The sequence below is a fragment of the Stappia sp. TSB10P1A genome, assembly GCF_900185725.1.
Taxonomy (GTDB): Bacteria; Pseudomonadota; Alphaproteobacteria; order Rhizobiales; family Stappiaceae; genus Stappia.
This window is the reverse complement of the sequence record NZ_FYAU01000016.1, coordinates 47,168-70,561: the sequence shown is the minus strand read 5'-3', so window position 1 is coordinate 70,561 and position 23,394 is coordinate 47,168. Positions and strand designations below refer to the sequence as shown.

16 protein-coding genes are annotated in these 23,394 nt (G+C 66.6%); 10 read left to right on the top strand and 6 right to left on the bottom strand.

Annotation, left to right across the window (positions count from 1 at the left end; genetic code table 11):
• The first annotated feature begins 4 nt into the window (after positions 1–4).
• Complete coding sequence (locus TSB10P1A_RS05250; RefSeq protein WP_186386855.1) at positions 5–994, top strand: Hsp33 family molecular chaperone; 990 nt, start codon at positions 5–7, stop codon at positions 992–994.
• Between the two features lie 9 nt (positions 995–1,003).
• Here the strand turns inward: TSB10P1A_RS05250 and TSB10P1A_RS05245 are convergent, their stop codons facing one another.
• Positions 1,004–1,306, bottom strand: coding sequence for a hypothetical protein (locus tag TSB10P1A_RS05245; RefSeq protein ID WP_186386854.1), 303 nt, complete (start codon positions 1,304–1,306; stop codon positions 1,004–1,006).
• Positions 1,307–1,613: 307 nt separating this feature from the next.
• On the opposite strand from TSB10P1A_RS05245, the gene TSB10P1A_RS05240 reads away from it, so the two are divergent.
• Together TSB10P1A_RS05240 and TSB10P1A_RS05235 are read left to right on the top strand one after the other, a co-directional pair.
• Entirely contained in the window at positions 1,614–3,005 is a 1,392-nt protein-coding gene (locus TSB10P1A_RS05240) for an efflux RND transporter periplasmic adaptor subunit (protein WP_186386853.1), read from the top strand.
• Positions 3,006–3,008: 3 nt separating this feature from the next.
• Positions 3,009–6,422, top strand: coding sequence for an efflux RND transporter permease subunit (locus tag TSB10P1A_RS05235; protein ID WP_186386852.1), 3,414 nt, complete (start codon positions 3,009–3,011; stop codon positions 6,420–6,422).
• A gap of 71 nt (positions 6,423–6,493) precedes the next feature.
• Here the strand turns inward: TSB10P1A_RS05235 and TSB10P1A_RS05230 are convergent, their stop codons facing one another.
• Entirely contained in the window at positions 6,494–7,147 is a 654-nt protein-coding gene (locus tag TSB10P1A_RS05230; RefSeq protein ID WP_186386851.1) for an alpha/beta family hydrolase, read from the bottom strand.
• Positions 7,148–7,256: 109 nt separating this feature from the next.
• Between TSB10P1A_RS05230 and TSB10P1A_RS05225 the strand changes: the two genes are divergently transcribed.
• Positions 7,257–8,132: a sterol desaturase family protein gene (locus tag TSB10P1A_RS05225; RefSeq protein WP_186386850.1), complete on the top strand. Its 876-nt coding sequence runs from the start codon at positions 7,257–7,259 to the stop codon at positions 8,130–8,132.
• Here TSB10P1A_RS05225 and TSB10P1A_RS05220 read toward each other — a convergent pair.
• Positions 8,126–8,875 carry a transporter substrate-binding domain-containing protein gene (locus TSB10P1A_RS05220; RefSeq protein ID WP_208985192.1) on the bottom strand — a complete coding sequence of 250 codons (750 nt, stop codon included), beginning with the start codon at positions 8,873–8,875 and terminating at the stop codon, positions 8,126–8,128. The two genes, TSB10P1A_RS05225 and TSB10P1A_RS05220, sit on opposite strands and share 7 nt — an antisense overlap.
• A 503-nt stretch (positions 8,876–9,378) precedes the next feature.
• Between TSB10P1A_RS05220 and TSB10P1A_RS05215 the strand changes: the two genes are divergently transcribed.
• From TSB10P1A_RS05215 to TSB10P1A_RS05200, 4 genes are all read left to right on the top strand, one after another.
• The gene (locus TSB10P1A_RS05215; protein ID WP_186386848.1) at positions 9,379–11,178 is read left to right on the top strand and encodes a glycosyltransferase family 2 protein; all 1,800 of its coding nucleotides are present in this window, start codon (positions 9,379–9,381) and stop codon (positions 11,176–11,178) included.
• Between the two features lie 43 nt (positions 11,179–11,221).
• Positions 11,222–12,466, top strand: a complete 1,245-nt coding sequence (locus TSB10P1A_RS05210) for a DNA repair exonuclease (protein ID WP_186386847.1) — start codon at positions 11,222–11,224, stop codon at positions 12,464–12,466.
• A 5-nt stretch (positions 12,467–12,471) separates the two neighbouring features.
• Entirely contained in the window at positions 12,472–15,981 is a 3,510-nt protein-coding gene (locus tag TSB10P1A_RS05205) for a YhaN family protein (RefSeq protein WP_186386846.1), read from the top strand.
• Between the two features lie 98 nt (positions 15,982–16,079).
• Positions 16,080–17,288 carry an NAD(P)/FAD-dependent oxidoreductase gene (locus TSB10P1A_RS05200; RefSeq protein WP_186386845.1) on the top strand — a complete coding sequence of 403 codons (1,209 nt, stop codon included), beginning with the start codon at positions 16,080–16,082 and terminating at the stop codon, positions 17,286–17,288.
• Between the two features lie 12 nt (positions 17,289–17,300).
• On the opposite strand, the gene TSB10P1A_RS05195 is transcribed toward TSB10P1A_RS05200, so the two are convergent.
• The 3 genes from TSB10P1A_RS05195 to TSB10P1A_RS05185 form a co-directional block, all read right to left on the bottom strand.
• Entirely contained in the window at positions 17,301–17,936 is a 636-nt protein-coding gene (locus TSB10P1A_RS05195; RefSeq protein ID WP_186386844.1) for a LysE family translocator, read from the bottom strand.
• A 140-nt stretch (positions 17,937–18,076) separates the two neighbouring features.
• Positions 18,077–18,364 carry a YciI family protein gene (locus TSB10P1A_RS05190; protein WP_186386843.1) on the bottom strand — a complete coding sequence of 96 codons (288 nt, stop codon included), beginning with the start codon at positions 18,362–18,364 and terminating at the stop codon, positions 18,077–18,079.
• Positions 18,365–18,391: 27 nt separating this feature from the next.
• On the bottom strand, positions 18,392–18,967 hold the full coding sequence (locus tag TSB10P1A_RS05185; RefSeq protein WP_186386842.1) for a TetR/AcrR family transcriptional regulator: 576 nt from the start codon (positions 18,965–18,967) through the stop codon (positions 18,392–18,394).
• 945 nt (positions 18,968–19,912) lie between these two features.
• On the opposite strand from TSB10P1A_RS05185, the gene TSB10P1A_RS05180 reads away from it, so the two are divergent.
• Together TSB10P1A_RS05180 and TSB10P1A_RS05175 are read left to right on the top strand one after the other, a co-directional pair.
• Positions 19,913–22,402, top strand: a complete 2,490-nt coding sequence (locus tag TSB10P1A_RS05180; protein WP_186386841.1) for a hypothetical protein — start codon at positions 19,913–19,915, stop codon at positions 22,400–22,402.
• Positions 22,389–23,381 carry a hypothetical protein gene (locus TSB10P1A_RS05175; protein WP_186386840.1) on the top strand — a complete coding sequence of 331 codons (993 nt, stop codon included), beginning with the start codon at positions 22,389–22,391 and terminating at the stop codon, positions 23,379–23,381. Before TSB10P1A_RS05180 ends, TSB10P1A_RS05175 begins: the two co-directional genes overlap by 14 nt.
• The last annotated feature ends 13 nt before the right edge of the window (positions 23,382–23,394 follow it).

Genomic DNA, 23,394 nt, shown 5'->3' with positions numbered 1-23,394 from the left:
CGACATGAGCGTTCAGGACGAACTGGAACGGCTGGGCGTCACCCCGGCCGGGCGGGACGCCGTGCTTCCCTTCGCTGTGGAGCCGCTGGACGTGCGCGGCCGCGCCGTGATGCTCGGCCCGGTGCTGGACCGCATCCTGGAGCGCCATGCCTATCCGGCATCGGTCTCGCGCCTGCTCGGCGAGGCGGCGACGCTCGTCGCCCTGCTCGGCACCTCGCTGAAGTTCGACGGCCGCTTCACCCTGCAGACCACCACCGACGGCCCGGTTTCCATGCTGGTCGTCGATTTCCAGACGCCGGACGGCTTGCGCGCCTGCGCCCAGTTCGACGCGGAGGCGGTGGCGGCGGCGGAGGCGGCCGGGCGCACCGACACGCCCTCGCTGCTCGGCCATGGCCATCTCGCCATGACGGTCGATCAGGGCGCCGCGATGAATCGCTATCAGGGCATCGTCGCGCTGGACGGCATCACGCTGGAGGAGGTGGCGCATCGCTACTTCGCCCAGTCGGAGCAGATCCCGACCGTGGTGCGCCTTGCCGTCGGCGAGGTTCTCGACCGCCGGGCCGGCGACAAGCCACGTCACTCCTGGCTGGCCGGCGGCGTGCTGGCCCAGTTCCTGCCCGAGGCGCCGGAGCGCATGCGCCAGGCCGACCTGCCGCCGGGCGATGCGCCGGAGGGCGCGATGGAACATGAGTTCGAGGAAGACGACGCCTGGCGCGAGGCCCGCGCCCTGGTCGAGACCCTGCGCGACGACGAACTCGGCGATCCGGATATGACCGCCGAGCGGCTGCTGTTCCGCCTGTTCCACGAGCGCGGTGTGCGCGTCTTCGCGCCGCAGCCGCTCGCCGACCGCTGCCGCTGCTCCGACGAACGCATCCGGGCCATGCTCAAGGGATTCACCCTGGAGGAGCGCGACGACATGACCGTCGGCGGTCGCATCGAGGTGACCTGCCGCTTCTGCAACACCCGCTACGACTACAGCCCCGGCGAGTTCTGAGCTCTCGCGTCAGTCGTCCTTGGGCACGGTCGGAGTGCCCGACGCCAGATCGGCAGTACCGGAGCCGACATCGGGCGTGCCCGACCCCACGTCCGGCGTGCCGGATCCGATATCGGGCGTGCCGGAACCGATGTCGGGTGTGCCGCTCGCCGGTGGCGGCGGGGGAGGAGGCGGCGGATCCGGGTAAAGGATGGGATCGGGACCGACCGGATTCATCCAGCCGAGCGCGACTTCCGGTACGGATGTATCAGTGATCACGGGCGGCGTGCTTGTGTCCGGGTTGCCGGGTTCGTTGTCGGGCTGGGACGTCATGACTGGCTGAACTCCCTGCTGCAGATCCCCTTAAGATTGCGGGATCAGCGTGGCACACCTCGAACGGGCGGGTGTTGACGTACATCAAGCCGGCCTGCCGTCATTGGCGGAAACGGAGCGAAAATCGCGCTCTCCTGTCGCCGTCTGTGGCAGGAGTCGCCCTGGGCACAATTTGATACACTCTTCATCTTGCAAGCGCGTTGCGCCGCTAGAATAGTTCGCACCTGCGGTATTTGCGTCCGCGAAGCAATCCAGTCCGCGCCGGAATGCCTATAGGGCATGAGGACGCGCGCAAGAGAGCATTCGAGTGGAAAAGAGTGTCATGCTGAAATCGGTCGACGAGGCGAACCGCACTCCCAGGGGCGAGGTGGCGTTCGAGCGCCCGGCAGACCGCCCCCGCTCGGCCCGCCGCACCGGCATCCTGGCCGTCAAGCTTGTGTTGCAGGCGGCCATCGCGCTGGCGATCCTGCTGGCCGCCTATGTCGGCATGAACCGGCTGATCCTCGCCAAGGACCCGGTGCCGGTGCGCCCGGCCCGGGAGACCTCCTATATCGTCCAGACCATGCCGGTGGAGGTGCGTGACCACGCGCCGATGCTCTCCCTCTATGGCGAGGTGACGGCGGCACGCACCGCCGAATTGCGCGCCCTGGTGGCGGGCGAGATCGTCCGCGTCAACCCGGCGCTGGAGGCCGGCGCCATCATTTCCGCCGGCGAGGACCTCGTGGCCGTCGATCCCTTCCAGTACCAGGGCGCGGTCACCGAGGCGCGCGCCAATCTTGCCGAGGCCCGCGCCGCCCTTGTCGAGGCGCGGGGCCGCGTTTCCACCGAGGAAGGCAATGTCGAGCGCGCCCGCGAGCAGCTCGAGTTCGCCGAGCGTGACCTGCAGCGGGCCGAGCAGTTGATGGGCTCGGGCGCCGTCACCGAGCGCGCCGTCGACGAGCGCCGCCTGCTGGTGTCCCAGCGCGGCCAGGCGCTCGAGCAGCGCCGCTATGCGCTGGATGTCGAGAAGGCCCGCGTCGAGCAGCAGCAGGCCGCCATCGAGCGCCTGCAATGGCGCCTGTCGCAGGCCGAGAAACACCTTGCCGACACCGTGCTGAAGGCACCCTTCGACGCCGTGGTGCGCTCCGAGAATGCCGCGATCGGCCGGCTCGTCGGCGTCAACGACGTGGTCGCGACCCTTTATGCGCGCGACGCGCTGGAGGTTCGCTTCACTCTCTCCGACAATCAGTATGGCCGCATCCTGGCCGACAGCGGCACCGTCGTCGGCCGTCCCGTCGAGGTGCTGTGGTATATCGGTGGCGAGCCGGTCGCCTATCGCGGCGAGATCCGCCGGGTCGGCGCCGAGGTGGCGCTGGCGCGCGGCGGCATCGACGTCTATGCCAGCGTCGCGGTGGAGGAGGGGCAGCCGGCGCTGCGGCCCGGCGCCTTCGTCGAGCTGCGCCTTGCCGACCGCACCTATCCGGCCTCGGCCCGCATTCCCGAAGGCGCCATCTACGGCACCGACCATGTCTTCGTGGTCGATGCCGACAACCGCACCCGCCGCCGCGATGTGCGCCTGCTCGCCTTCGACGGCACGCATGTGATCGTGTCCGGCGAGCTTGCCACCGGCGATCGTCTCGTCTCGACCCGGCTCGACAAGGCGGGCGAGGGGCTTCTCGTTTCCGAACCGCGCCAGCGCGGCGCCAACACGGGCGGTTGAGCCATGCGTGACACCGGCTTCGTTCCGCGCGGCATCATCGGCCATTTCCTGCGCCATCCCAATGCCGCCAACCTGGTCATGGTGCTGATGATCCTGTTCGGCGCCTTCGGCCTTGCCCGGCTGAACGCCGAGTTCTTTCCGCAGATCGTCATCGACCGCATTTCCGTCTCCGTCTCCTGGCCGGGGGCCAGCGCCGAGGACGTGGAGAAGAACATCCTCCAGGCCATCGAGCCGGAACTGCGCTTCCTCGACAATGTCGACGAGATGATCTCCTATGCCCGCGAGGGCTCGGGGACGATCCGCCTCGAATTCCTCCAAGGCGCCGACATGCAGAAGGCGATGTCGGACGTCGAACAGGCAGTCGCCGGCGTCACCACCCTTCCCGAAGACGCGGAACGGCCGGTGATTTCCCTGTCCAACTGGTTCGACCGGGTCGCCCGCGTCGCGCTGCGCGGGCCGTTCAGCGAGGAGGCGCTGAAGGCCTTCGCCCGCCAGATCCGCGACGATCTGATCGACCGCGGCATCGACAAGGTCTCCTTCAACGGCTTTCGCGACACCGAATATGTGATCAAGGTGCCGGAGCGCGAGCTGCGCCGCCTCGACATGACGCTTGCCGACATTTCCGAGCGCGTGGCCGCCAACACCCGGGACCTTCCGTCCGGCGACCTGCAGGGCGGGGTCGAGCGGCAGGTGAGGGCGGTCGCCGACACCACCTCGCCGGAGGCGATCAGCCGCATCGTCGTCAAGTCCTTCCCGACCGGCGAGAAGACCCAGCTCCGCGATGTCGGCGAGGTGTCGCGCGGCTATGACCGCACCCAGGTCATCGGCTATTCCGACGGCATGCGCGCGGTGGAGATCAATGTCGAGCGCTCGGCCCGCGCCGACCAGTTGAAGGTCAACGCCATTCTCGACCGCTACCTGGCCGAGATCGCGCCGCAGCTTCCCGCCTCGCTGGAACTGGTCAAGTACGAGGTCCGCGCCGAGGCGCTCACCGACCGCATCATGATCCTGGTGCAGAACGGCATCTCCGGCCTTTTCGTCGTGGTGATCGTGCTGTTCGCGTTCCTCAACGGCCGCATCGCCCTGTGGGTGGCGGCCGGTATTCCGGTCGCGATGATGGCAACGCTCGGCTTCATGTGGATGTCCGGGCAGACCATCAACATGTTCTCGCTGTTCGCGCTGATCATGACGCTCGGCATCATCGTCGACGACGCCATCGTCGTCGGCGAGCACACCGCCACCCGCATCGCCATGGGCGACAGTCCCTATCTGGCGGCGGAGGAGGGCGCCGGGCGCATGCTCTGGCCGATCATCGCCGCCTCGACCACCACCATCGCCGCGTTCATGCCGATCACCTTGATGGGCGACACGATCGGCCAGCTCATGGGCGTGCTGCCGCTGGTCGTCGTTGCGGTGATCGCCGCCAGCATCATCGAGTGCTTCTTCGTCCTGCCGGGGCATCTTGCCCATTCGCTGGCGCGCCCGCCGTCATGGAACTGGTGGCGGGTGGTGCTGCTGGCCGGCGTGCCGGGCCTGTTCGTCATCGGCCTTGCCGGGCGCGAGGACATCACCGTGCCGGTCTGGCTCGACTGGCTCGCCGTTCCGGCCCGTGGCGGCCGCGAGGCGCTCGGCGAGATCGTCTTCGACGTGGCCGTGCTGGTGGCGCTGTTCCTGGTGGCCTCGGCGCTGGAATTCCTGCTGCTGCTGATGCGCCGGGCCCGCAGGCAGCGGACCTTCGACGAGCAGCCCGGCTGGTTCCGCCGCAATTTCGACGCCGGCTTCGCCTGGTTCCGCGACGTGCCGTTCCGTGCGTTCGTGCGCTCGGCCTATGGCTGGCGCTATGTCACCGTCGCCATTGCCGTGGCGATGCTGCTGCTGACCGCCGGCCTGATGCGCGGCAACCATGTCGGCTTCCGCTTCTTCCCCTCGCCCGAGGCGGAAAACATCCGCGCCACCATCGATTTTGTCGCCGGCATTTCCGTCGAGGATGCGGAAAAGGCCTTGCTGCGCATCGATGGCGCCCTGCGCGAGGCCGAGACACGGCTGACGGCCGACAATGGCGAGACGCTGGTCGTCGCCTCCTATGCAACGCTCGGCCAGTCCGGCAACAGCCGCGGCAACAATGTCGCCAGCATCGACGTGCAGCTCACCACCTCCGAGCAGCGTACGACCCGCACCCCGGAGATCGTCCAGGCCTGGCGGCGCGCCATTCCCGAGATCGCCGGCACCAAGCGTGTCGCCGTCTTCGAACGGCGCGGCGGCCCTCCCGGGCGCGATCTCGACATCCGTCTCGTCGGCGATGACACGCGGGCGCTGAAGGAAGCCTCGCTGGAACTGCAGGAACTGCTCACCTCCTATCCGGGCGTCGATGGCGTCGCCGACGACCTGCCCTATGGCAAGCCTGAACTGGTGATCGAGCTCAGCCCGCGCGGCAAGGCGCTCGGCTTCACCGTGGAGAACGCAGCCCGCCAGATCCGCTCGGCCCTCGAAGGCTCGATCCCGCGGCGCTTTGCCCGTGGCGAGGAGGAGATCACCATCCGCGTCATGCAGGAGGTGGCGCTTGGCGGCGGTGCCCTGCGCGAGCTGTCGCTGCGGGCCCCCAGCGGCGAGTTCGTGCCCTTGAGCGAGGTGGTGACGCTGGACGAGCGCGAGAGCTTCTCGGTGATCCAGCGCCGCGACGGGCGCGTCACCGTCTCCGTCTCGGCCGATGTCGATGCGGATATCACCTCCAACATCGAGATCGTCCGCGACCTTGAGACCGGCAAGATGCAGGAGCTCGCCGGCAAGCACGGTGTCGGCTACCGCTATTCCGGCCGCGAGGAGGAGCGCCGCGCCGCCTTCTCCGACCTGCAACTCGGCATGGTCGCCGCCCTGTCGATGATCTATCTGATCCTCGCTGCGATCTTCGCCAGCTATTTCAAGCCGCTGGCGGTGATGTCGATCATCCCCTTCGGCGTCGTCGGGGCGGTCTCGGGTCATTACCTGATGGGCTACGACCTGACCATCCTCAGCTTCGTCGGTCTGCTCGGCCTGTCGGGCATCCTGGTCAACAACTCGATCATCCTGGTCGACCGGTTCGAGGATCATATCAAGGATGGACGCAGCATCGCCGAGGCGGCGGTCGCCTCCGCCCAGGACCGTCTGCGCGCGGTGCTGCTGACCTCGCTGACGACGATCGGCGGCCTCGCGCCGCTGTTGTTCGAGACCAGCCTGCAGGCCCGTTTCCTGATGCCGATGACCATCACCATCGTCTTCGGCCTGGCCACCGCCACGCTTCTCGTTCTGGTGCTGGTGCCGGCGCTGATCGGTATCGGCGACGATTTGCGGCGGATGGTCAGCGTGCAGCGCGACCCGCATCGCGATGGCGGCGGCGACCCCGGCCGCTCCGGCCCGCCGGCGCAGGTGCCGGCGGAATAGGCGGCCGCATTTTCAAGCGGGCGCGCAGCGCCGCATCGTGAAAATGCGGCAGGGAAAAAGGCGCGCCGGCCCTACGCGATGGCGATCCGCCCTGCGAAGTCGGCAGCCGCTTTCGCGGCGAGCGCCAGATTGCCGTCCCAAGTGGCCGGCGACGCCCCGCGCGGGGCAAGATCGTGGTTGCCATCCTCCAGCCAGACAAGCTCGACATGGGCCGGCAGGCTGACCTCGGCGAGCTCAGCGGCATTGCCGAAGCCGTCGCGGTCGCCCTGCGCGATCAGCACCGGCCGGCGCGCGCCTTCCAGAGGGGCCATCCGCCAGTCGTCCGGCTTGCCCTGCGGATGGAAGGGATAGCCGAGGCAGACGACGCCCAAGACCCGTTTCGGCAGCGAGCCGCCGGCGGCCAGCATCGCGGCGACGCGCCCGCCCATCGACTTGCCACCGACCAGAACCGGGCCCTCGACGCTCTTCAGCACCTCCTGCAGCGCGGTCTGGTATTCGCCGACGAGCAGATCTGCCTTGGGCGGCGGCCGCTTCGCCCCGCCGTTGCGCCGCGCCGCCATATAGGCGAACTCGAAGCGGGCGACGGCAAGGCCGGCCGCCGCCGCATGCCCGGCGAAGCGGTTCATGAAGCCGGAATCCATCGCCGCACCGGCGCCATGGGCCAGCAGCAGCGTCGCCGCGGCGGGTGTGTCGCCGTGCGGGCGGGTCCAGAGTAGCTCGGTCATCCGTGGCCTTTGGTCGCGATCTGTTGATTGAGGTGCCGTGGCTCCTGTCTCATGGGATGGAGTAAGGTGCAAGCGCCGTTCTCCACCGGCGAGGAACCATGAGGAGCCAATGAGCGAGGCGACCGTCAGGCTGCTGCTGTTTCTCGGCGTCTTCGCCGTCATGGCGGGGATCGAACTGGTGTTGCCGCGCCGCAAGCGGCTGTTCTCGCGGGCCCGCCGCTGGACCACCAACCTTGCCATCGTCGCCACCGACACGCTCGTCCTGCGCATCGTCTTTCCGATGGCCGCCGTCGGCGTGGCGCTGTGGGCGGGCGAGCGTGAACTCGGGCTCTTTCCCGCGCTCGGCCTGCCGCTGTGGCTCGCCGGTCTGCTCGGCTTCATCCTGCTGGACTTCGCCGTCTGGGCCGCGCATTGGGCCTCGCACAAGGTCCCGCTGCTGTGGCGCCTCCACCGGATGCATCATGCCGATCGCGATTTCGACGTGACCACGGCGCTGCGTTTCCATCCGCTGGAAATCATCCTCTCGATGCTGTGGAAGGCGGCGATCGTCCTCGTCTTCGGCATTCCGGCGGTTGCCGTGCTGGTCTTCGAGGTGGTGCTGAACGGCGCGGCCATGTTCAACCACGCCAATGTTCGCCTGCCGCTGGCGCTGGACCGCTGGTTGCGGCTGCTGGTCGTCACGCCGGACATGCACCGGGTCCACCATTCGGTGATCCGGACCGAGACGGATTCCAACTATGGCTTCAACCTGTCCGTCTGGGATCGGCTGTTCCGCACCTATGTCGACCAGCCGGCCGACGGGCACGAGGCGATGGTGATTGGTCTCGACGAATACCAGCACGACGGGCCGACCCGCTATCTGTGGTCGCTCGCCCTGCCGTTCACGCGGCTTTATCCCGACAGCGGCCTGCGGCCCCGGATATCCCGGCCGGCGGCGGAGCCCGAACCGTGCCGCGAGGCGCCGCCCCGCGATGCCGCTCAGTAGAAGCTGACGGGGAAGTAGCGCAGGTACAGCTCGCCATAGACGCCCTTCACTTGCAGCCGGTAGAGCGCGTGGTTCACCGCCTCCTGCCGCAGCGCGTCCTCCTTGCGGAAGGCGATGGTCATGCCGCGGTCGAAATAGCCCGGCTCGATCCACGGCTCGCCGACGAAGGCGCAGCAGTCTCCCGAGGTCTTGCCGTTCAGCCAGAACGACAGCGACAGCCCGTCGCCGAAATGCACCACCGCTTCCTCGGTGCCGAGCGCCGCGCGCGCTTCCGTTGCGCTGTCGAACGGGAGGATCTGCGCATCGGAGAAATAGGCGCGCAGAAAGCGCTCGTGCACCGTGCCGGCGATGACGGAGATCTTGCGTCCCGCCAGCGCCTCCGGCGTCGTCTCGATCTCGACGTCCTGCAGCGCCACGAACCGTGCCGGCAGGCCGATATAGGGATCGGAAAACAGCAGCGTCTTGACGTTGGCCGGGTTCATGGCGAGGCCGGAGATGACGGCGTCGCCCTCCTCGCGCACCAGGGCCGGCACCAGGGCGTCGAAGGACTTGATGCGCAGAGAGCAGGCCGCGTCCAGTTCCTCGCAGATCGCCCGCGCCAGGTCGATGTTGAAGCCGGTCAGCCGGCCGGTTCCGTCGCGAAACGAGAAGGGCGGGAAATCGTCGCTGGCAAGGAAGCGGATCGTCTCCGGCGGCACCGCCGGCCGGTCGCCGCCGCTGCGCGGATCCCAGAAATTCGGCACGGTGACCGTAGGAGGTCCGTCCTGCGCCGCGGCCGGGCTGGCGAGAGGTTCGGCGAAAAGGGCGAATCCTGCAACCGTGATAAAAGCAAAGGTTGCAATTCTCAAGGTCCTGCTATCAAATCGCATCACTGTCTTGGCCGTTTGTCGGGGGGCGAACCGCAATGAAGACCAGAGGCTTGCGCCTCCACCGTGCCGCGCCGCCGGCCTGTCCGTCGCCGCCGCGCTGTCCGGCGGGCCATGGCGCGCCCGCATGCCGTCGCCTCCGCTCTCCCATGCCTGCCTGTTGACGGGCCTGCACCTTGGTGGCCGACGGGCAGTTTCCCGATCCCGCGCTTCCTCAGGCCGCCCGCGCCGCCGCGATCCTATCACATCGATCCGTGTCCGCGTCCAGCCATCCGTTGCGCGCGGGGAGACCTCGCCCCTCCGCCCCGCCGATCCTGGTCCGCCCGGTCGTTCGGGCTCTGCCGGCCCCGGCGCGGGCGCTGCCGGAGGAACTCGCCCTGTTGCGCGGGCGCGGTCTTGCCGATGCGCATCTGGTGGCGCTCGCCCGCCGGGCCGGTCCGCGCGAAGGCGCATTGGCGCGGCTGCTGATGGAGGAGGGGCTGGTGGCGCCCGAGGCCTATTACGCTGCGCTTGCCCAGTCGCTCAGTCTTCCCTTCCTGCCGCAGGGCAGTTTCCGAGCGGATGCGCAGCTTGAGCTTCTGCCGCCGCCCGGCTTTCCCGGTCCGCTCTTCTGCGGGCGCGCGCCCTCGGGCGAGCGGCTGGCGGTGTTCGCGCCGCTGCCCGAGACCGTGCCGGCGATCCGCGCCCTGCTGGAGCGGACCCCGTCCTTGCGGGCCCGGTTGGCCATTGCCACGCCGGCGGCGCTCGATCTGGCTGCCCGCGCCGCCGTGCCCGGCCTGCGGCTGGCGAGCGAGCGGCCCGAGGTCAGCGCCCGCGCGGTGCTGACGCGCGGACAGATCGCCGTCGCCGGCCTTGCCTTTGCCGCCTTCTGCTTCGGGCGGCTGCTCAGCGTCGAGGCGCTGGTCATCTTCGTGTCGGTGCTGGTGACGCTGCTTGGCATGCTGCTCGGCGCGCTGCGGCTTGCTGCCGGCCTCAGCCAGACGCCGAGCCCACGCCCCACGCGCCTGCTGCCGCCGGGCCGGCTGCCGCGCTACTCCGTGCTGGTGCCGCTCTACCGCGAGGCTCGGGTGGCGGCGAGCCTGGTCCGCCATCTGGAGGCGCTCGACTATCCGCGCGACCGGCTGGAGATCCTGTTCCTGCTGGAGGAAGACGACAGCGAGACCCGCGCCGCGCTGGAGCCGCACCTGGCGCCCTGCATGCGCCTGCTGACGGTGGCCGGCGCAGGGCCGCGCACCAAGCCGCGCGCGCTGGTCCATGGGCTCGGTCATGCGCGCGGCGAGTTGATCGCCGTCTATGACGGAGAGGACCGGCCGGAGCCGGACCAGTTGCTGCTGGCCGCTGCCCGTTTTGCCGAGCTGCCGCCCTCAGTCGCGGTGCTGCAGGGGCATCTGGCGATCGACCATCGCGGCCATCGCTTCTTTCCGCGCCAGTTCCTGCTGGAATATGCCGGTCTCTTCGACTGCCAGTTGCCCTGGTTCTCGGCGCGCGACCTGCCGTTTCCGCTCGGCGGCACGTCGAACCACTTCCGCCGCGCGGCGCTGGAGGCGGTGGGCGGCTGGGACCCCTACAACGTTACCGAGGACGCCGACCTTGCCGTGCGGCTGGTGCGCGCCGGCTGGTCGATGCAGGTGCTCGCCTCCACCACTTTCGAGGAGGCGCCGCTTGCCTGGCGCGCCTGGCACGGCCAGCGCAGCCGCTGGCTCAAAGGCTGGCTGCAGACCCTGCTGGTGACGCTGCGCGACCCCTTCCGCCTTGCCGGCGAGGTGCGGCGCACGCGCCTTGCGGTGCTGCTCGTCTACCTGCTGGCGATGGTGGTGACGCTGGCCGCTCACCCGTTCTTCGTCGCCATCCTGCTGCTCTACGGCTCGGGCATTGCCGGCCTGCTGCCGCGCTTCGACGTGCTCGGCGGCGTGGTGCTGACGCTGGCCGGCGCCAGTGTCGCCCTTTGCTATGCCAGCATGACGCTGCTGGCGATCGCCGGGGCGGCGGCCCGCTCGCGCCTGCCCTCGCTGCTCGACCTGCTGCTCATCCCGGCCTATTGGCTGGCCCAGAGCTGCGCCTTCTATGCCGCCGTCGTCGACCTGGTGCGCCGGCCGCATCGCTGGCAGAAGACCGAGCACGGCCTTGCCCGTCGCCCCTCCGGCCTGCCGGGCGTTCAAAGCGGCGGCAAAACCCACTAACCTGACTTTTCGTTTCCCTCGTGATTCCCGGCTGGTGCGCGACGTGTCGTCCTTTTCCTTCGTTCATGCGGCGGACCTGCATCTCGGCAGCCCCCTGACCGGGCTCGCCCTGCGCGACCCCGCCATCGCCCGGCGCTTCGGCGAGGCGACCCGCACCGCGCTGTCCACCCTCGTCACCCGCACCATCGAGGCGGGGGCGGCCTTCATGGTCATCGCCGGCGACGTCTATGACGGCGAGTGGCGCGACAATTCCGTCGGCCTGTTCTTCGCCCGCGAGATGGCGCGGCTGCAGCGCGCCGGCATTCCGGTCTTCATCCTGCGCGGCAATCACGACGCCGAAAGCGTCGTCACCCGCGCCGTTACCCTGCCGGACAACGTCACGAGCTTCGGCACCCGCCGTCCGCAGACGCATGTGCTGGCGGACCTGCGTGTCGCCCTGCACGGCCAGAGCTTCCCCGACCGGCAGGTCGGCGAGAATCTCGCCGCCGCCTATCCGGCGCCGCTGCCGGGCCATTTCAACATCGGCGTGCTGCACACCTCGCTGACCGGCCGCCCGCCTCATGCCGACTACGCGCCCTGTTCCCTCGCTGATCTTGCCGCGCGCGGCTATGGCTATTGGGCGCTCGGTCATGTCCATGCCTTCGAGGTGGTGAGCGAAGACCCGCCGGTGGTCTTTCCCGGCAACATCCAGGGCCGCTCGATCCGCGAGACCGGCGAGAAGGGCGCGGTGCTGGTCACGGTCACCGACGGCGAGGTGTCCGGCATCGAGCGAATGATCGTCGACGAAGCGCGCTGGGCGCGCGTCGAGATTGCGGCCGGCGGGGCGGAGGATCTCGCCTCCCTGGTCGCTGCGGCCCGCGAGGCGCTGCGCCCGCATGTGGCGGCGGCCGAAGGGCGCCCGCTCGCCCTGCGCCTGCGGCTTTCCGGCGAGAGCCAGCTCCATGGCTGGGCGCTTGCCAACCGGGCGCTGCTGATCGACGAGATGCAGAACGCCTGCCATCAGGCCGATGCCGAGGCCTGGCTGGAGAAGCTGGAACTGGACCTCGCCCCGCCCGCCGATGCCCGCCCGGTCGTGCCGCTCGATCCCTCGCTCGACCTTGCCGCGCTGCTTGCCGAGGCGGCCGAGGATCCGGCCTTTCGCGAGGAGGCGGCCGGCCAGGTCGCTCTGCTCGTCAACAAGCTGCCTGCCGGCCTCGTCGATCCGGCCGCGCCCTTTGGCGAGGATCTCGACACGCTGGTCGCCGAGGCGCGGGCGCTGCTCGCCGAGCGCATCGCGGCGGGGAGCTGAGCGTCATGCGGATCGAGCGCCTGCACCTCTTGCGCTACGGCAGCCTGACCGACCGGGAGCTGCGCTTTCGCCCCGGCGCCGGCCTGCATCTCGTCTACGGTCCCAACGAGGCCGGCAAGAGCTCGGCGCTCGCCGCCATCTGCGACCTGCTGTTCGGCTTCAGCGAGAAGCGGCGCGCGGCGGACGGCGCGGAGGAGCGGCGCTACGATTTCCTGCATGAGGCGCCGAGCCTGCGCGTTTGCGCAACGCTCGTCGATGCGCGCGGCACCCGCCTGTCCCTGCGCCGACGCAAGGGCCGCAAGAACACCCTGCTCGCCGACGACGAGGGCGAGGCGCCGCTCTCCGACGATGCCTTGGCGCCCTTTCTCGGCGGGTTGACGCGCGAGGTGTTCCAACTCGCCTTCGGGCTCGATTCCGCGCGCCTGCGCGAGGGCGGGCGCCTGCTGCTGGCCGGCGACGGCGAGGGCGGCGAGATCTTCGCCGCCGCCTCGGGCCTGCACGGGCTCAATGCCCTGCGTGCCGATCTCGACCGCGAGGCGGACGGCCTGTTCGCGCCGCGCGCCTCCGGCAGCCGGAAGATCTATCAGGTGCTGGAGCGTCATGACGCCGCCCGCCGCGAGGAGCGCGAGCGCCAGTTGCGCGAGGGCGAATGGAAGGCGCTCAACACGGCGGTCGAGACGGCGAGCGAGGCACTGGCCGGGGCCGAGGCGCGGCTCAGCAATGCCCATGCCCGCCGCGAGCGCCTCGCCCGTCTGGTCAGTCTCAAGCCGCTGCTTGCCAGGATCGAGGTGAGCGAGGCCCGCCTTGCCGCCTTTGCCGATCTGGCCGGCGTGCCCCGTGGTCTTGCCCGGCGGTTGGAGGAGGCGCTTGCCGCTGCAGCCATGACAGCCGAGGCGCAGCGCGAGGCGGCCCGCCGCCTGCGGGAGGCGGAAGAGCTGGCTCGCGGCATTGCGGTCGATCGCCCGCTCATCGAGGCCGCGGCCGAGGTCACCGCGCTGCATGCCGAGATCGGCGCCTTCCGGCAGCGCCAGCGCGACATTCCGCGCGTGACGCGCGAGGCGCGCGACCTGAGCGACGCGCTCGGCGCCCAGTTGCGCCGTCTTGGCCTGGCACTGGAGCCGCAGGACAGCGAGGCGATCCGCGCCCGCCAGCCCACCGACGCGGCCCTTGCCGATCTCGCCGCGCGCCTTGCCGAGGGTGAGGAGCTGCGGCGCGAGCGAGCCGACCTCGCCGCCATGCTGGAGGAGGAGCGCGCGGCCTTCGAGCGCCTGTCCGCCGGAGCCGGGGAGGGGCCGCCCGCCGATCCGGCGCCCTTGCGTGCCCGGCTCGCCGCGCTTGCCCCGGAGCTCCGCCTGCTGGAGGAGCGCGACCGGCTGCTGCCCGAGCGCCAGCGCCTGGCTCGCCGGCTCGCCGAGGCCGCCGCGCGGCTGACCCCGGCGGTCGCCGAGCCGGAACGCCTTGCCGCCGCGCCGCTGCCCAGCCTCGAGCTCATCGGCGAGCATCGTCTCCGCTTCGAGGAGATCGGCGAGGCGCTGCGCCGCCATCGCGAGCAGGAGGCCGCGTGGGCGGAGGACCTCGCGCGCCTCGATGCCGCCATTGCCGAAAGCGAGCGCGGCGGCGACATGCCCTCGCGCGCCCGCATCGATGCCGCGCGCCGCGAGCGCGACGAGGCGCTTGCGCAGGTCCCGGATGGCGGCAAGCCTGCTCTGGAGGCGGCGCAGCCCTTGCTGCGCGAGGCGGACCACCTCGCCGACCGGGCCATTGCCGAGGCCGACCGCGTCTCCCGCCATGCGGCGGACGTCGCCCGGCGCGAAGCGTTGCTGGCGCGCCGCGCCGAGGCCACACCGGTCGGCGCGCAGCTCTCCGCCGATCTCGCCGCCGCCAAGGAGGCCTGGGCCGCGCTGTTCGCGCCGCTGGCGCTGGCGCCGGCCGGCCCCACCGCCATGACCGACTGGCGAAAGTCGGTCGAGCGCTGGCTGGAGCAGCGCGAGGAACTGGCCGAACTCGTCTCCAGGATCGACGACCTGGAGACCCGCTCCGCCCGCGCCGTGCCGGGCCTTGCCGCCCTTGCCGGCGAATTGGGGCTGGCCGTGCCGGCACCCGGCGATCCGGCGGGCGAAGGGCTTGCCCTACTGCGGCTTGTCGAGGGCGAGCTGGAGCGCCGGACGGACGCCTTCCAGCAGGGCCGGGCGCTGGCCGCGCGTCTCGGCGATGCGGCCGCGCGCCTCGACCGCTTGACCCGCGAGGCCGGCGCCATCGAGCAGGCTCTTGCGAACTGGCGGCAGGGTTTCGATACGGCGCTTGCCGGCGCGGGTCTCGATCCCGGTGCCTCGCCGGAGGCGGCCGGCGCCGCGCTGGAGGTCTGGCGCGCCCTGCCGGCCGCGCTCACCGAGCGCGACAAGCTCGCCCGCCGGGTGCGCGGCATGCAGCGCGACAACGAGGCATTCTCGACTGCCGCCCTCGACCTGCTGCACCGTGTCGCCCCGAGCCTTGCCGAGGGCGCGGCGGGCGAGGAGCCCGACCGGCTGGTCGAGGCGTTGCAGCGCCGCCTGGCCGAGGAACGCGCAGCGCTGACCCGCGCGGAAGGGGCAGGCGAGGCGCTCGCCCGGGCCCGTACCGAACTCGCCAGGGCCGACGAGCGGCAGGCGGGCGCAGCAACGCAGCTTTCCGACCTGTGCGGCGACCTTCCCGAGGCGCTGCGGGCGGGCGACATGGCCTTGCTCGCTGCCCGTCTGGCGGAGCGCGACGGCCTTGCCGCCACGCTCGACGAGGCGCTGGGGCTGTTTGCCGAGACCGCCGCCGGCGAGCCGCGCGAGGTCATTGCCGGCGAATTGGCGGATCTCGATGACGGCGCCGCGCAGGCCGGGCTGGAGCGGCTTGCCGGCGAGATCGAGGCGCTGACCGCCGGCATGAAGGAGGCGCTCGCCGCGCTCCATGCGGCGGTTGCCGAGCGCGAGCGGGCGGAGGCCGGGGAGGGCGCCGAGCGCGCCGCCTTCGAGCGGCTGGCCGCCGAGGCGGAGTTGCAGGACCTCGGCCGCCAGTGGCTCGTTACCCGGCTCGCCTCGCTGCTGCTGTCCGCCGGGCTGGAGCGGCACCGCGCCCGCCAGGACGATCCGCTGCTGGAACATGCCGGCCGGCTGTTCGCCGATCTCACCTCCGGCTCCTTCGACGGGCTGACCCGCCGCTTCGGCGAGGACGACCGGGCGGAGCTGCTGGCGCGGCGCCCGGAGGGCGCCACCGTCGGCCTCGTCGGCTTGAGCGACGGCACGTGCGACCAGCTCTATCTGGCGCTGCGCCTTGCGTTTCTCGCCGATTACGCGAGGCGGGCGGAGGCCGTGCCCTTCATCGGCGACGACCTGTTCCAGACCTTCGACGACGTGCGCACCGCCGCCGGCCTGCGCACGCTGGCGGGCCTTTCGCAGACGCTGCAGCCGATCCTCTTCACCCACCATGCCGGCGTCGTCGACATCGCCCGGCGCGAGCTCGGCGAGCGGCTCGACCTGCTGGAGATGTGACCCCGGAGATGTGAAAGGCGCTTCCAGCGTGTTGCCAGCGGCCGCGCGATCCGGCATGGCTTGCCGCATGATCGCACGTTCCCACCTGGAAACCCGCCATGCGCCTTGAGCGCTTTGACACCGTCATTCTCGGGGCCGGCGCCGCCGGTATGATGTGCGCTGCCCATGCGGGTGCGCGAGGCGGACGCGTGCTCGTCGTCGACCATGCGAAGGCCCCCGGCGAGAAGATCCGCATCTCCGGCGGCGGGCGCTGCAACTTCACAAATCTCGGAGCATCCGCCCGTAACTTCCTGTCCGCCAACCCACATTTCGCCAAGTCCGCGCTCGGCCGCTACACCGCCCGCGATTTTCTGGCGCTGGTCGAGCGGCACCGCATTCCCTGGCACGAGAAGACGCTGGGTCAACTCTTTTGCGACAATTCTGCCAATGATATCATAGCGTTGCTGCGCGCGGAGATGGGCGCGGCCGGTGCCGAATTGCGCCTTTCGACGACGCTGGAGGAGCTGGAGCGCGGGGACAACGGCTTCCGCCTGAGGCTCGGCGGCGAGGGCGCGGCGACGGTCGCCTGCCGCCATCTCGTCGTCGCCTGCGGGGGCAAGTCGATCCCCAAGATGGGCGCGACCGGCCTTGGCTACCGGATCGCCGAGCGCTTCGGCCTTGCCGTCACCGAGACCCGGCCCGCTTTGGTGCCGCTGACCTTCGCCGAAGACATGCTGGCGGGCTTTCGCGAGATTGCCGGCGTCGCCGTGCCCGTGCGCGTCTCCTTCGGCAAGACCGCGTTCGACGAGGCGATGCTGTTCACCCATCGCGGCCTGTCCGGCCCGGCGATCCTGCAGATCTCGTCCTATTGGCGCGAGGGCCGGCCGATCCGCATCGCTTTCCTGCCGGAGCGCGACCTCTTGGCCGAACTGCGCGCCTCGCGCAAGGACAACGGCCGCCGCAGCCTTGCCAATGCGCTCGCCGAGATCCTGCCGAAGCGCCTCGCCGGCTACATGGCCGCCCGCCACGGCTGGTCGGGCCAGATGGGCGAGACCGGCGACCGCAAGCTTTCCGCCATCGCCGCGACGCTGCAGGGCTTCGAGGTGATGCCGCTCGGCAGCGAGGGTTACCGCACGGCGGAGGTGACGCTCGGCGGCGTCGACACGGCCGGCCTCAATTCGAAAACCCTGGAGGCGAAGGCTGTTCCCGGCCTTTATTTCATCGGCGAGGTGGTCGACGTCACCGGCTGGCTCGGCGGGTATAACTTCCAGTGGGCCTGGTCTTCGGGCTGGGCCGCCGGCACGGCGATTGCGGAGGCGGGCGGCTAGCCACCCGCCGTCTCAGCCGCGCTGCAACGCGAGATTTGCGCCGAGGCCGATCAGAATACTGCCGCCGATCCGGCGCGCCAGCTTCTGGGCCCGGCCGGAGCGGGCGAGCCGCGCCCGAAGGCCGGCGGCGAAGATCACGCAGACGAGGTCGGCCGAGGAAAACATCAGGTTGACCGCCGTGCCGAGCACCAGGAACTGGCCCCAGACCGGCAGTCCGGCGGCCGGATCGACGAATTGCGGCAGGAAGGCGAGGAAGAAGATCGCGGTCTTCGGGTTGAGCACTTCCACGGTGATGCTCTCGAAGAACGCCTTGCGCGCCGAGGCCGTGGCGGAGCTTGCCGCCTCCACCTCCAGCGTGCTGCCGGCGCTGCGGATCAGCGTCCAGCCGAGCCAGACGAGATAGAGCGCCCCGGCGACCTTCACCGCCAGATAGAGCGGCGGCACCGCGTGAAACAGCACGGAGAGCCCGGCGGCGGCCGCCGCGACATGGGCATAGCCGCCCAGATGAATGCCGAGCGCGGCCATCAGCCCGGCCGCCCGGCCGCGCGCCAGCGTCTGGGCGGTGGCATAGAGCATCGCCGGCCCCGGCATATAGGCGAAAATCGCGGTGGTCACGAGGAAGGCGAGGAGGATATCGGCGGACGGCATGGTGGTTAAACTATTGTCCTGATTATGTTAATTCATCCGGACTCGGGCGGTCGAGACGCCTTGAAGCTAGCGGTTTTCCGCGCCTCCGCGAAGATCCGCCGGCCCACGCAATCGGGGAACCGGTTGGCCCCGACCGAAGCTCAGGCGAGCAGGGCGGCAAGGCCCTCGTGGGTGCGGCCGGGCGCGATCTGGTGGATCTCGGCGCTGACGATGCCCTCCTTGACGAACGGATCCGCGGCAACGCGCGCTTCCAGCGCCTCGCGGGCCTCGCCGCGGGCGAGAACGGCACCGCCGACCCCCGGCACAAGGCTGCCGGCGAGCAGGAAGACGCCGTCCTTAAAGCCCTGGCGGATCCAGGTGTTGTGCCCGTCCATGTGGCGGGGCGCCTCCGCGCGGTTGGCGGCGAATTTCAGCAACACGACATACATGGCTTTCTCCCTGAAACGTGAGATTGATCAGGCGCTTGCCGGCACGGTGCGGTCGAGCCAGCGGGTGAGATCGGCGACTTCCCGCTCGACGAACTCCGCATCCTTGAGCGCATTGGCAAGCGTCGCTATCCCCTGGCTGCGGGCGATCAGATGCAGCGCCAGACGGTCGGCCTCCGGGCCAAGGCCGAGCGCTGTGAACTGGCGCGCCAGCCAGTCGCGGAAGAGGGTAAAAAGGCGGCCGGCATCGCTCAGCGAGGGGTGGTCGATCTTGGCAAGCTCTGCGGTCAGCGTGCCGACCGGGCAGCCGTGGCGCAGGATCTTCGCCCGGTTGGCGATCAGGATGCGGATGAAGCAGCGGATGCGCGCCGCCGGGCTGTCGCCGGCCTCGCTCTCCCAGGCGGCCAGAAGCGCGCGCGTCGCCTCCAGCCGCCGGTCGATCACGGCAATGAGGATTTCGTCTTTCGTCTTGAAATGATGGTAGAAATTGCCGCGCGAAATGCCGACCGCCACCGCGATATCGGCAAAGGACGTGTGCTCGAACCCCTGCTCGTAAAACAGCCGGTCGGCCTCGCCGACGATCTGGTCGCGGGTCGCGCGCGCCATTCTCCCACACCCCTCCCTGTGCTGCCGCCCGGACAGGAGAGTGATCCTGCCTCGGACGATTGTCCTAATACTGATTTAGGACGAGCGTCCCAATCCTGTCAAGCGGGGATAACTGGGGTGGCGGGGGACGGGCGAAGGAAGGACGCGCGGCAAAGCGGCGCGAACTGCCCGAAACGACGGCACGGCGGCTGGAATTTACAGATAACCATCTGAAAACAGGCGTGTTTTGGTCGCACCGGAAAATTGAGAAATTTTGCGCAAAATTTTGCAAAATCGTCTCTCAAAAAGCCCGAAAATTGAGAAAGCCGTCGCAAACGCACCGAAATCGGCCGGTCGCCCGAAATCGGCAGGGGGAGCCGCAACATCCGGCCGGAGAGGGACCGGCACACTGGCCCGCCCGCCCGCCCGCCGCCCGGACCGCGCGGTCAGGCCGATAGGGGCCGAGAGGAGAGGGCCGGATTGTTATCCCCGGGCCGGATTTTCATGAGAGAGTGTGCGGTGCAGGAACGGCGCGAGCGCGACCCCGAGCCCGGCAGGCGGCAAGCCCCAAGCGGTCCAGGCACCCGCAACGCTCTTAGCGCCGTGCGGCTCCGCGACGCCGCCGGCTGCATCAGGGATGCGAGGGGCACACAGGCAGAAGGTCGCAAACCCTTCGCTGTCTAAAGCCGAGCGCGCCGGAAGGCTTGATTTGCCCGTGTGCAAGAGCGAATATAGAGAGGGTTAAGAAACTATAAAACCCAAAGATACGTTTACGATAGATGGACGGCCCCATCCTTACGTCTGCTTCGTGCACGTGGATCTTGGAACGCGTGAAAACGACGAGATTTTGTTGAAGGCAATCTATGTCCGCGGCGGGCCTGCAAAGCAGGCCGAAAGTATAGCTAGAAAGTATATTTAATTCGATCAGATGCGACCACCTGTTTCGCGAAAGGGAGCACACACCGTTTGTTTGATCGGCTGAACGTCTGGCTGTGTTCAAAATCCTGGTTTTGGAAGTTCCGAACGGGACTTAAAAAACTTCGATTTTTATTTGAGCGTATTGCCAACAAGAAGAGCGCCTCAGTCACCAAAGCAGAGACCAACGCTCGCATCTTAGGCTCTTTCGCATGGGTCGGTGTAAGGAGCCTATTCTGGGTGGGTTTCGGGTTGGCGGCAGTGATTTCGGCAGAAGATTATATAAGAGACAGTCGGTCTTGGCTTGCTCCGCTCAGCTCAGACGACAAAGCGTTCCATATTGACCAACTCAGGCTGTACGCTCAGCTGCTCACTGCAATTTTCTCGATCTATTTTGCCACGATTGGCATCATTTTGAGTGCCGGCTACACTAGACTTCGCCGCGACATCATCCACATGCTTACCAATGAGCAGGTGGGCAGCGCCTATTCTCGGGTTTTGGTTCTTGCAGCGATGTTCTGTTTGGCAGCAACGTCGTTGCCCGCGTTTGGGTTTGATCCTGGGCTATTCACCTATATAGTTGGAACGGTTTTGACGTTGTTAAGTGCCCTAGCCTTGTTTCCGTTAGGTCAAAGATTGTTCAATTTCTTTGATCTCAATGTGCTTGTCCGCAGCGAGATACTCCCCAACATTGCGCGCCACATCGAAGGTGCGGCAGATCAAAAGCAATCCATTTCGCTGGCCAACCATCATTCATTGGTTGCACGCCATGCTCTTGAGCAAATATCATACATTGACGATAGAATTAAGGCAGACGAGGCGAACTTGAATCATAACTTGCCTGCGTTGGTCTCCGGTTATACGTATTTGCTTCTGCATTATCTTCAGAGAAAGCAAGGGATTGACCGCGCGAGCTATTGGTTTCCTAGGCGAAGGAAGCATAAGCAATGGTTTTTCGCAGGAGACGCGGCGACGTCTATGGCGTTGCGATCTAGTGATCAGCAAGCACTTGTCGAAGAAAAACCTGACTACGAGTGGCTTGAAAAGGAGATAATCAACAGGCTCACGGGCCATGTTGAAGTGGCATGCCAGGTGGGAGACTTCGAACTTGCTTTGAAACTGCTCCTTAGGTTTCCGACGCGGGCTTCAGCCTATGCGGCGCAGTTTCAGTTTGACATGGGCATGCAAGAGCTCAAGAGGTTCAAGGAGATCATTGAACAAGCCCTAGCGACCGACGGCGCTTTAGCGGCCAGCGGCTCAGCGGTGACAAAGACTATCATAGCTGACACATGGGCTGCACTGGGTAGTAACCTATGTTTAGAATCTCTTCGACGAATGATAACATTTGAGAAAGAACTGAAGAATTTTTTCGCTAAGGATGAGTGGAGCGAAGATTCAATACGCAATATGCCCGCATTGCTGCAAGTTGAACTGGCTTTCATCGTTGAGCGCGTCGAATTTGAGCGAGAGATCGAGGGGCGTCGTCTGTCGGGTTCAAAATACGTCCAACAATTGGCGGTCCAAAAGTTGTTGTGGCATTATGCCAAAATCCTACCGCAGGTGTGCGATTTTTTTGAAATCATGATTCCAGAACTCGTCGCCGCATTGACGAAACTGGGAATGTCTGAGGCCGCAACGCAAGTCCTCTTGGCCAGCTTACATAGTCATTGGAAGCTCCCGAGATGGTTCGGTGAACTGGCAGAGCTTTTTGAACGTTATCGTAAGCTTGAGCATTATAAGGAGGAGAGATATCTTCTGCCAGTGATCGACGTGGAGAGCTTGTCAAAGCGAATTGAGACGTCGCGTGATAAGGTACTCGCGAAACTAGGTGATGCGACGACGGTTGCGCACATCTTCAGATTGGAGCACAATGAGGATATCCCAGATCACTTCGGACAGGTTTACTACGAGCTAGCCGAAGCATGCATAGTTGCGCTTGAGCAGAACGATGCAGATAGGTTGGCTGAAATTTTTCCGATGTTTATGTCTCTTGCATTCTTAGCGATGGATTCAAAATTTACGAACCCGAAGCTTGAAATCGATGACGAATTCCGGCTTCATCTCATTTCAACTGTTATCAACGACTTGGCGTCGGTCTTGGGCTTCGCCATTCTCTATGGAGCATACTTCGACAACAAAAAACTGTCGGATAGTGCGTTGGCCAGGTTCGACTCCGTGATCGGGCAAGCCACTGACAAGCAGCAATACCTTAAGAGAATGATTCTGCTCTCCGACTCGCACAGCTTCAGTATGGCCGCGTCACCGCGTGGATTGATCCGGATCAACTGGAGGATGTCGTTCGAACAACGCGCCCGACATGATGGTTTCGGGGATCGAATGGGCATGACACGAGGTAAGCAGCACTCGGACAAGGTCGTGGAGGAGTTTTTAAACTCGCATGCCAACGCGTCTCATCTCTTCTTTGCAAAGCACATTTTACCGAATCTCGAATCCACTGGCATGAAGTTAGATCATCAGATTACAAGTCTTGCGCGTCGGTTGAGCCGCGAGCCGGAAGAGGTTAAACGTGAAGATATTTAGGGGGGAGCCTCTGTGCCACTATCGCTTTGATGATGCACGTCTGAGTTATATTGATCGATTATTCGTAAAAACGAAAAGTGATAAGGGTAATTTAAATCAGAGAATGTTTGAAGAGGACTTTGGGAATATTTTCAGATCCGCTAACCGGCATGGTGGGAAGTTATTTCTAGTTTCTTCGAACGACGAAGAGCTGACTAGGCGTTTGCTCTCAAGTGTCGAAACTAGATATGGTCCCCACTCTGTCGACAAAACAGTTTATAAATGGGTAGCGGAAATCGCCGAGTCGCTCGTTAGGTTCGGTAAAGCTCATTACTCTCTCAAGGATGCTCTCGAAACTGACGATATTCATATATCGCGTTTTGGCTCCGGTGGTGTTGCGCATCTCTTCGGCATGCATATTCAGTGGGTGCCAAGACGCATCGAAAGTCACTCCCACCAAGACGATAAAGAGCTTCCCAGAGAGATCCGCGTTTTGGATTCCAACAAAATGATGTGCTTTGTAATGCCCAAAGCAATCAGACGCATGCTTTCTGCGCAGAACAGGACATTGGCTGTCATAGACAAGCATGGGTTTCGGGTATTTGATTTCCAACCTCAGGCCACACACGAGAACCCAAACCCAACCATTCATTTTGATTTTCAGATTTGGCAGGGCATTGAAGAGCGTGCTTTCTACCGTTCCACGCTGGCTACCGGTTGGAACGGCAGAAAATACGACTCATCCAAACGTTCCGATTTTTTCGATTGTTACCGACTGGTTCGATTCCGGCGCAACCAACTTGTACTAAGAGATGACATCCTAAGTCAGCTCGGTTCTGAACTCTCAAGGGTCGGCAAGAGCTACAACCCCGAATTTGACGTAGAAATATCTGGAACGGATGAGCTCTCCAGCGTCGCACACCTCGACGAACTAGAAGCGAGGCTGGCCCGAGAAGAAGTGAGCTTTACCGAAGTCATTGACTATTGCTTCAAGCGCTGAATGGACGGTCTAG

Bases quoted from the DNA above. Each gene is read 5' to 3' on its own strand.
- TSB10P1A_RS05250 (WP_186386855.1), top strand. From the start codon at position 5: ATGAGCGTTCAGGACGAACTGGAACGGCTGGGCGTCACCCCGGCCGGG.
- TSB10P1A_RS05245 (WP_186386854.1), bottom strand. From the start codon at position 1,306: ATGACGTCCCAGCCCGACAACGAACCCGGCAACCCGGACACAAGCACG.
- TSB10P1A_RS05235 (WP_186386852.1), top strand. From the start codon at position 3,009: ATGCGTGACACCGGCTTCGTTCCGCGCGGCATCATCGGCCATTTCCTG.
- TSB10P1A_RS05230 (WP_186386851.1), bottom strand. From the start codon at position 7,147: ATGACCGAGCTACTCTGGACCCGCCCGCACGGCGACACACCCGCCGCG.
- TSB10P1A_RS05225 (WP_186386850.1), top strand. From the start codon at position 7,257: ATGAGCGAGGCGACCGTCAGGCTGCTGCTGTTTCTCGGCGTCTTCGCC.
- TSB10P1A_RS05205 (WP_186386846.1), top strand. From the start codon at position 12,472: ATGCGGATCGAGCGCCTGCACCTCTTGCGCTACGGCAGCCTGACCGAC.
- TSB10P1A_RS05200 (WP_186386845.1), top strand. From the start codon at position 16,080: ATGCGCCTTGAGCGCTTTGACACCGTCATTCTCGGGGCCGGCGCCGCC.
- TSB10P1A_RS05195 (WP_186386844.1), bottom strand. From the start codon at position 17,936: ATGCCGTCCGCCGATATCCTCCTCGCCTTCCTCGTGACCACCGCGATT.
- TSB10P1A_RS05190 (WP_186386843.1), bottom strand. From the start codon at position 18,364: ATGTATGTCGTGTTGCTGAAATTCGCCGCCAACCGCGCGGAGGCGCCC.
- TSB10P1A_RS05185 (WP_186386842.1), bottom strand. From the start codon at position 18,967: ATGGCGCGCGCGACCCGCGACCAGATCGTCGGCGAGGCCGACCGGCTG.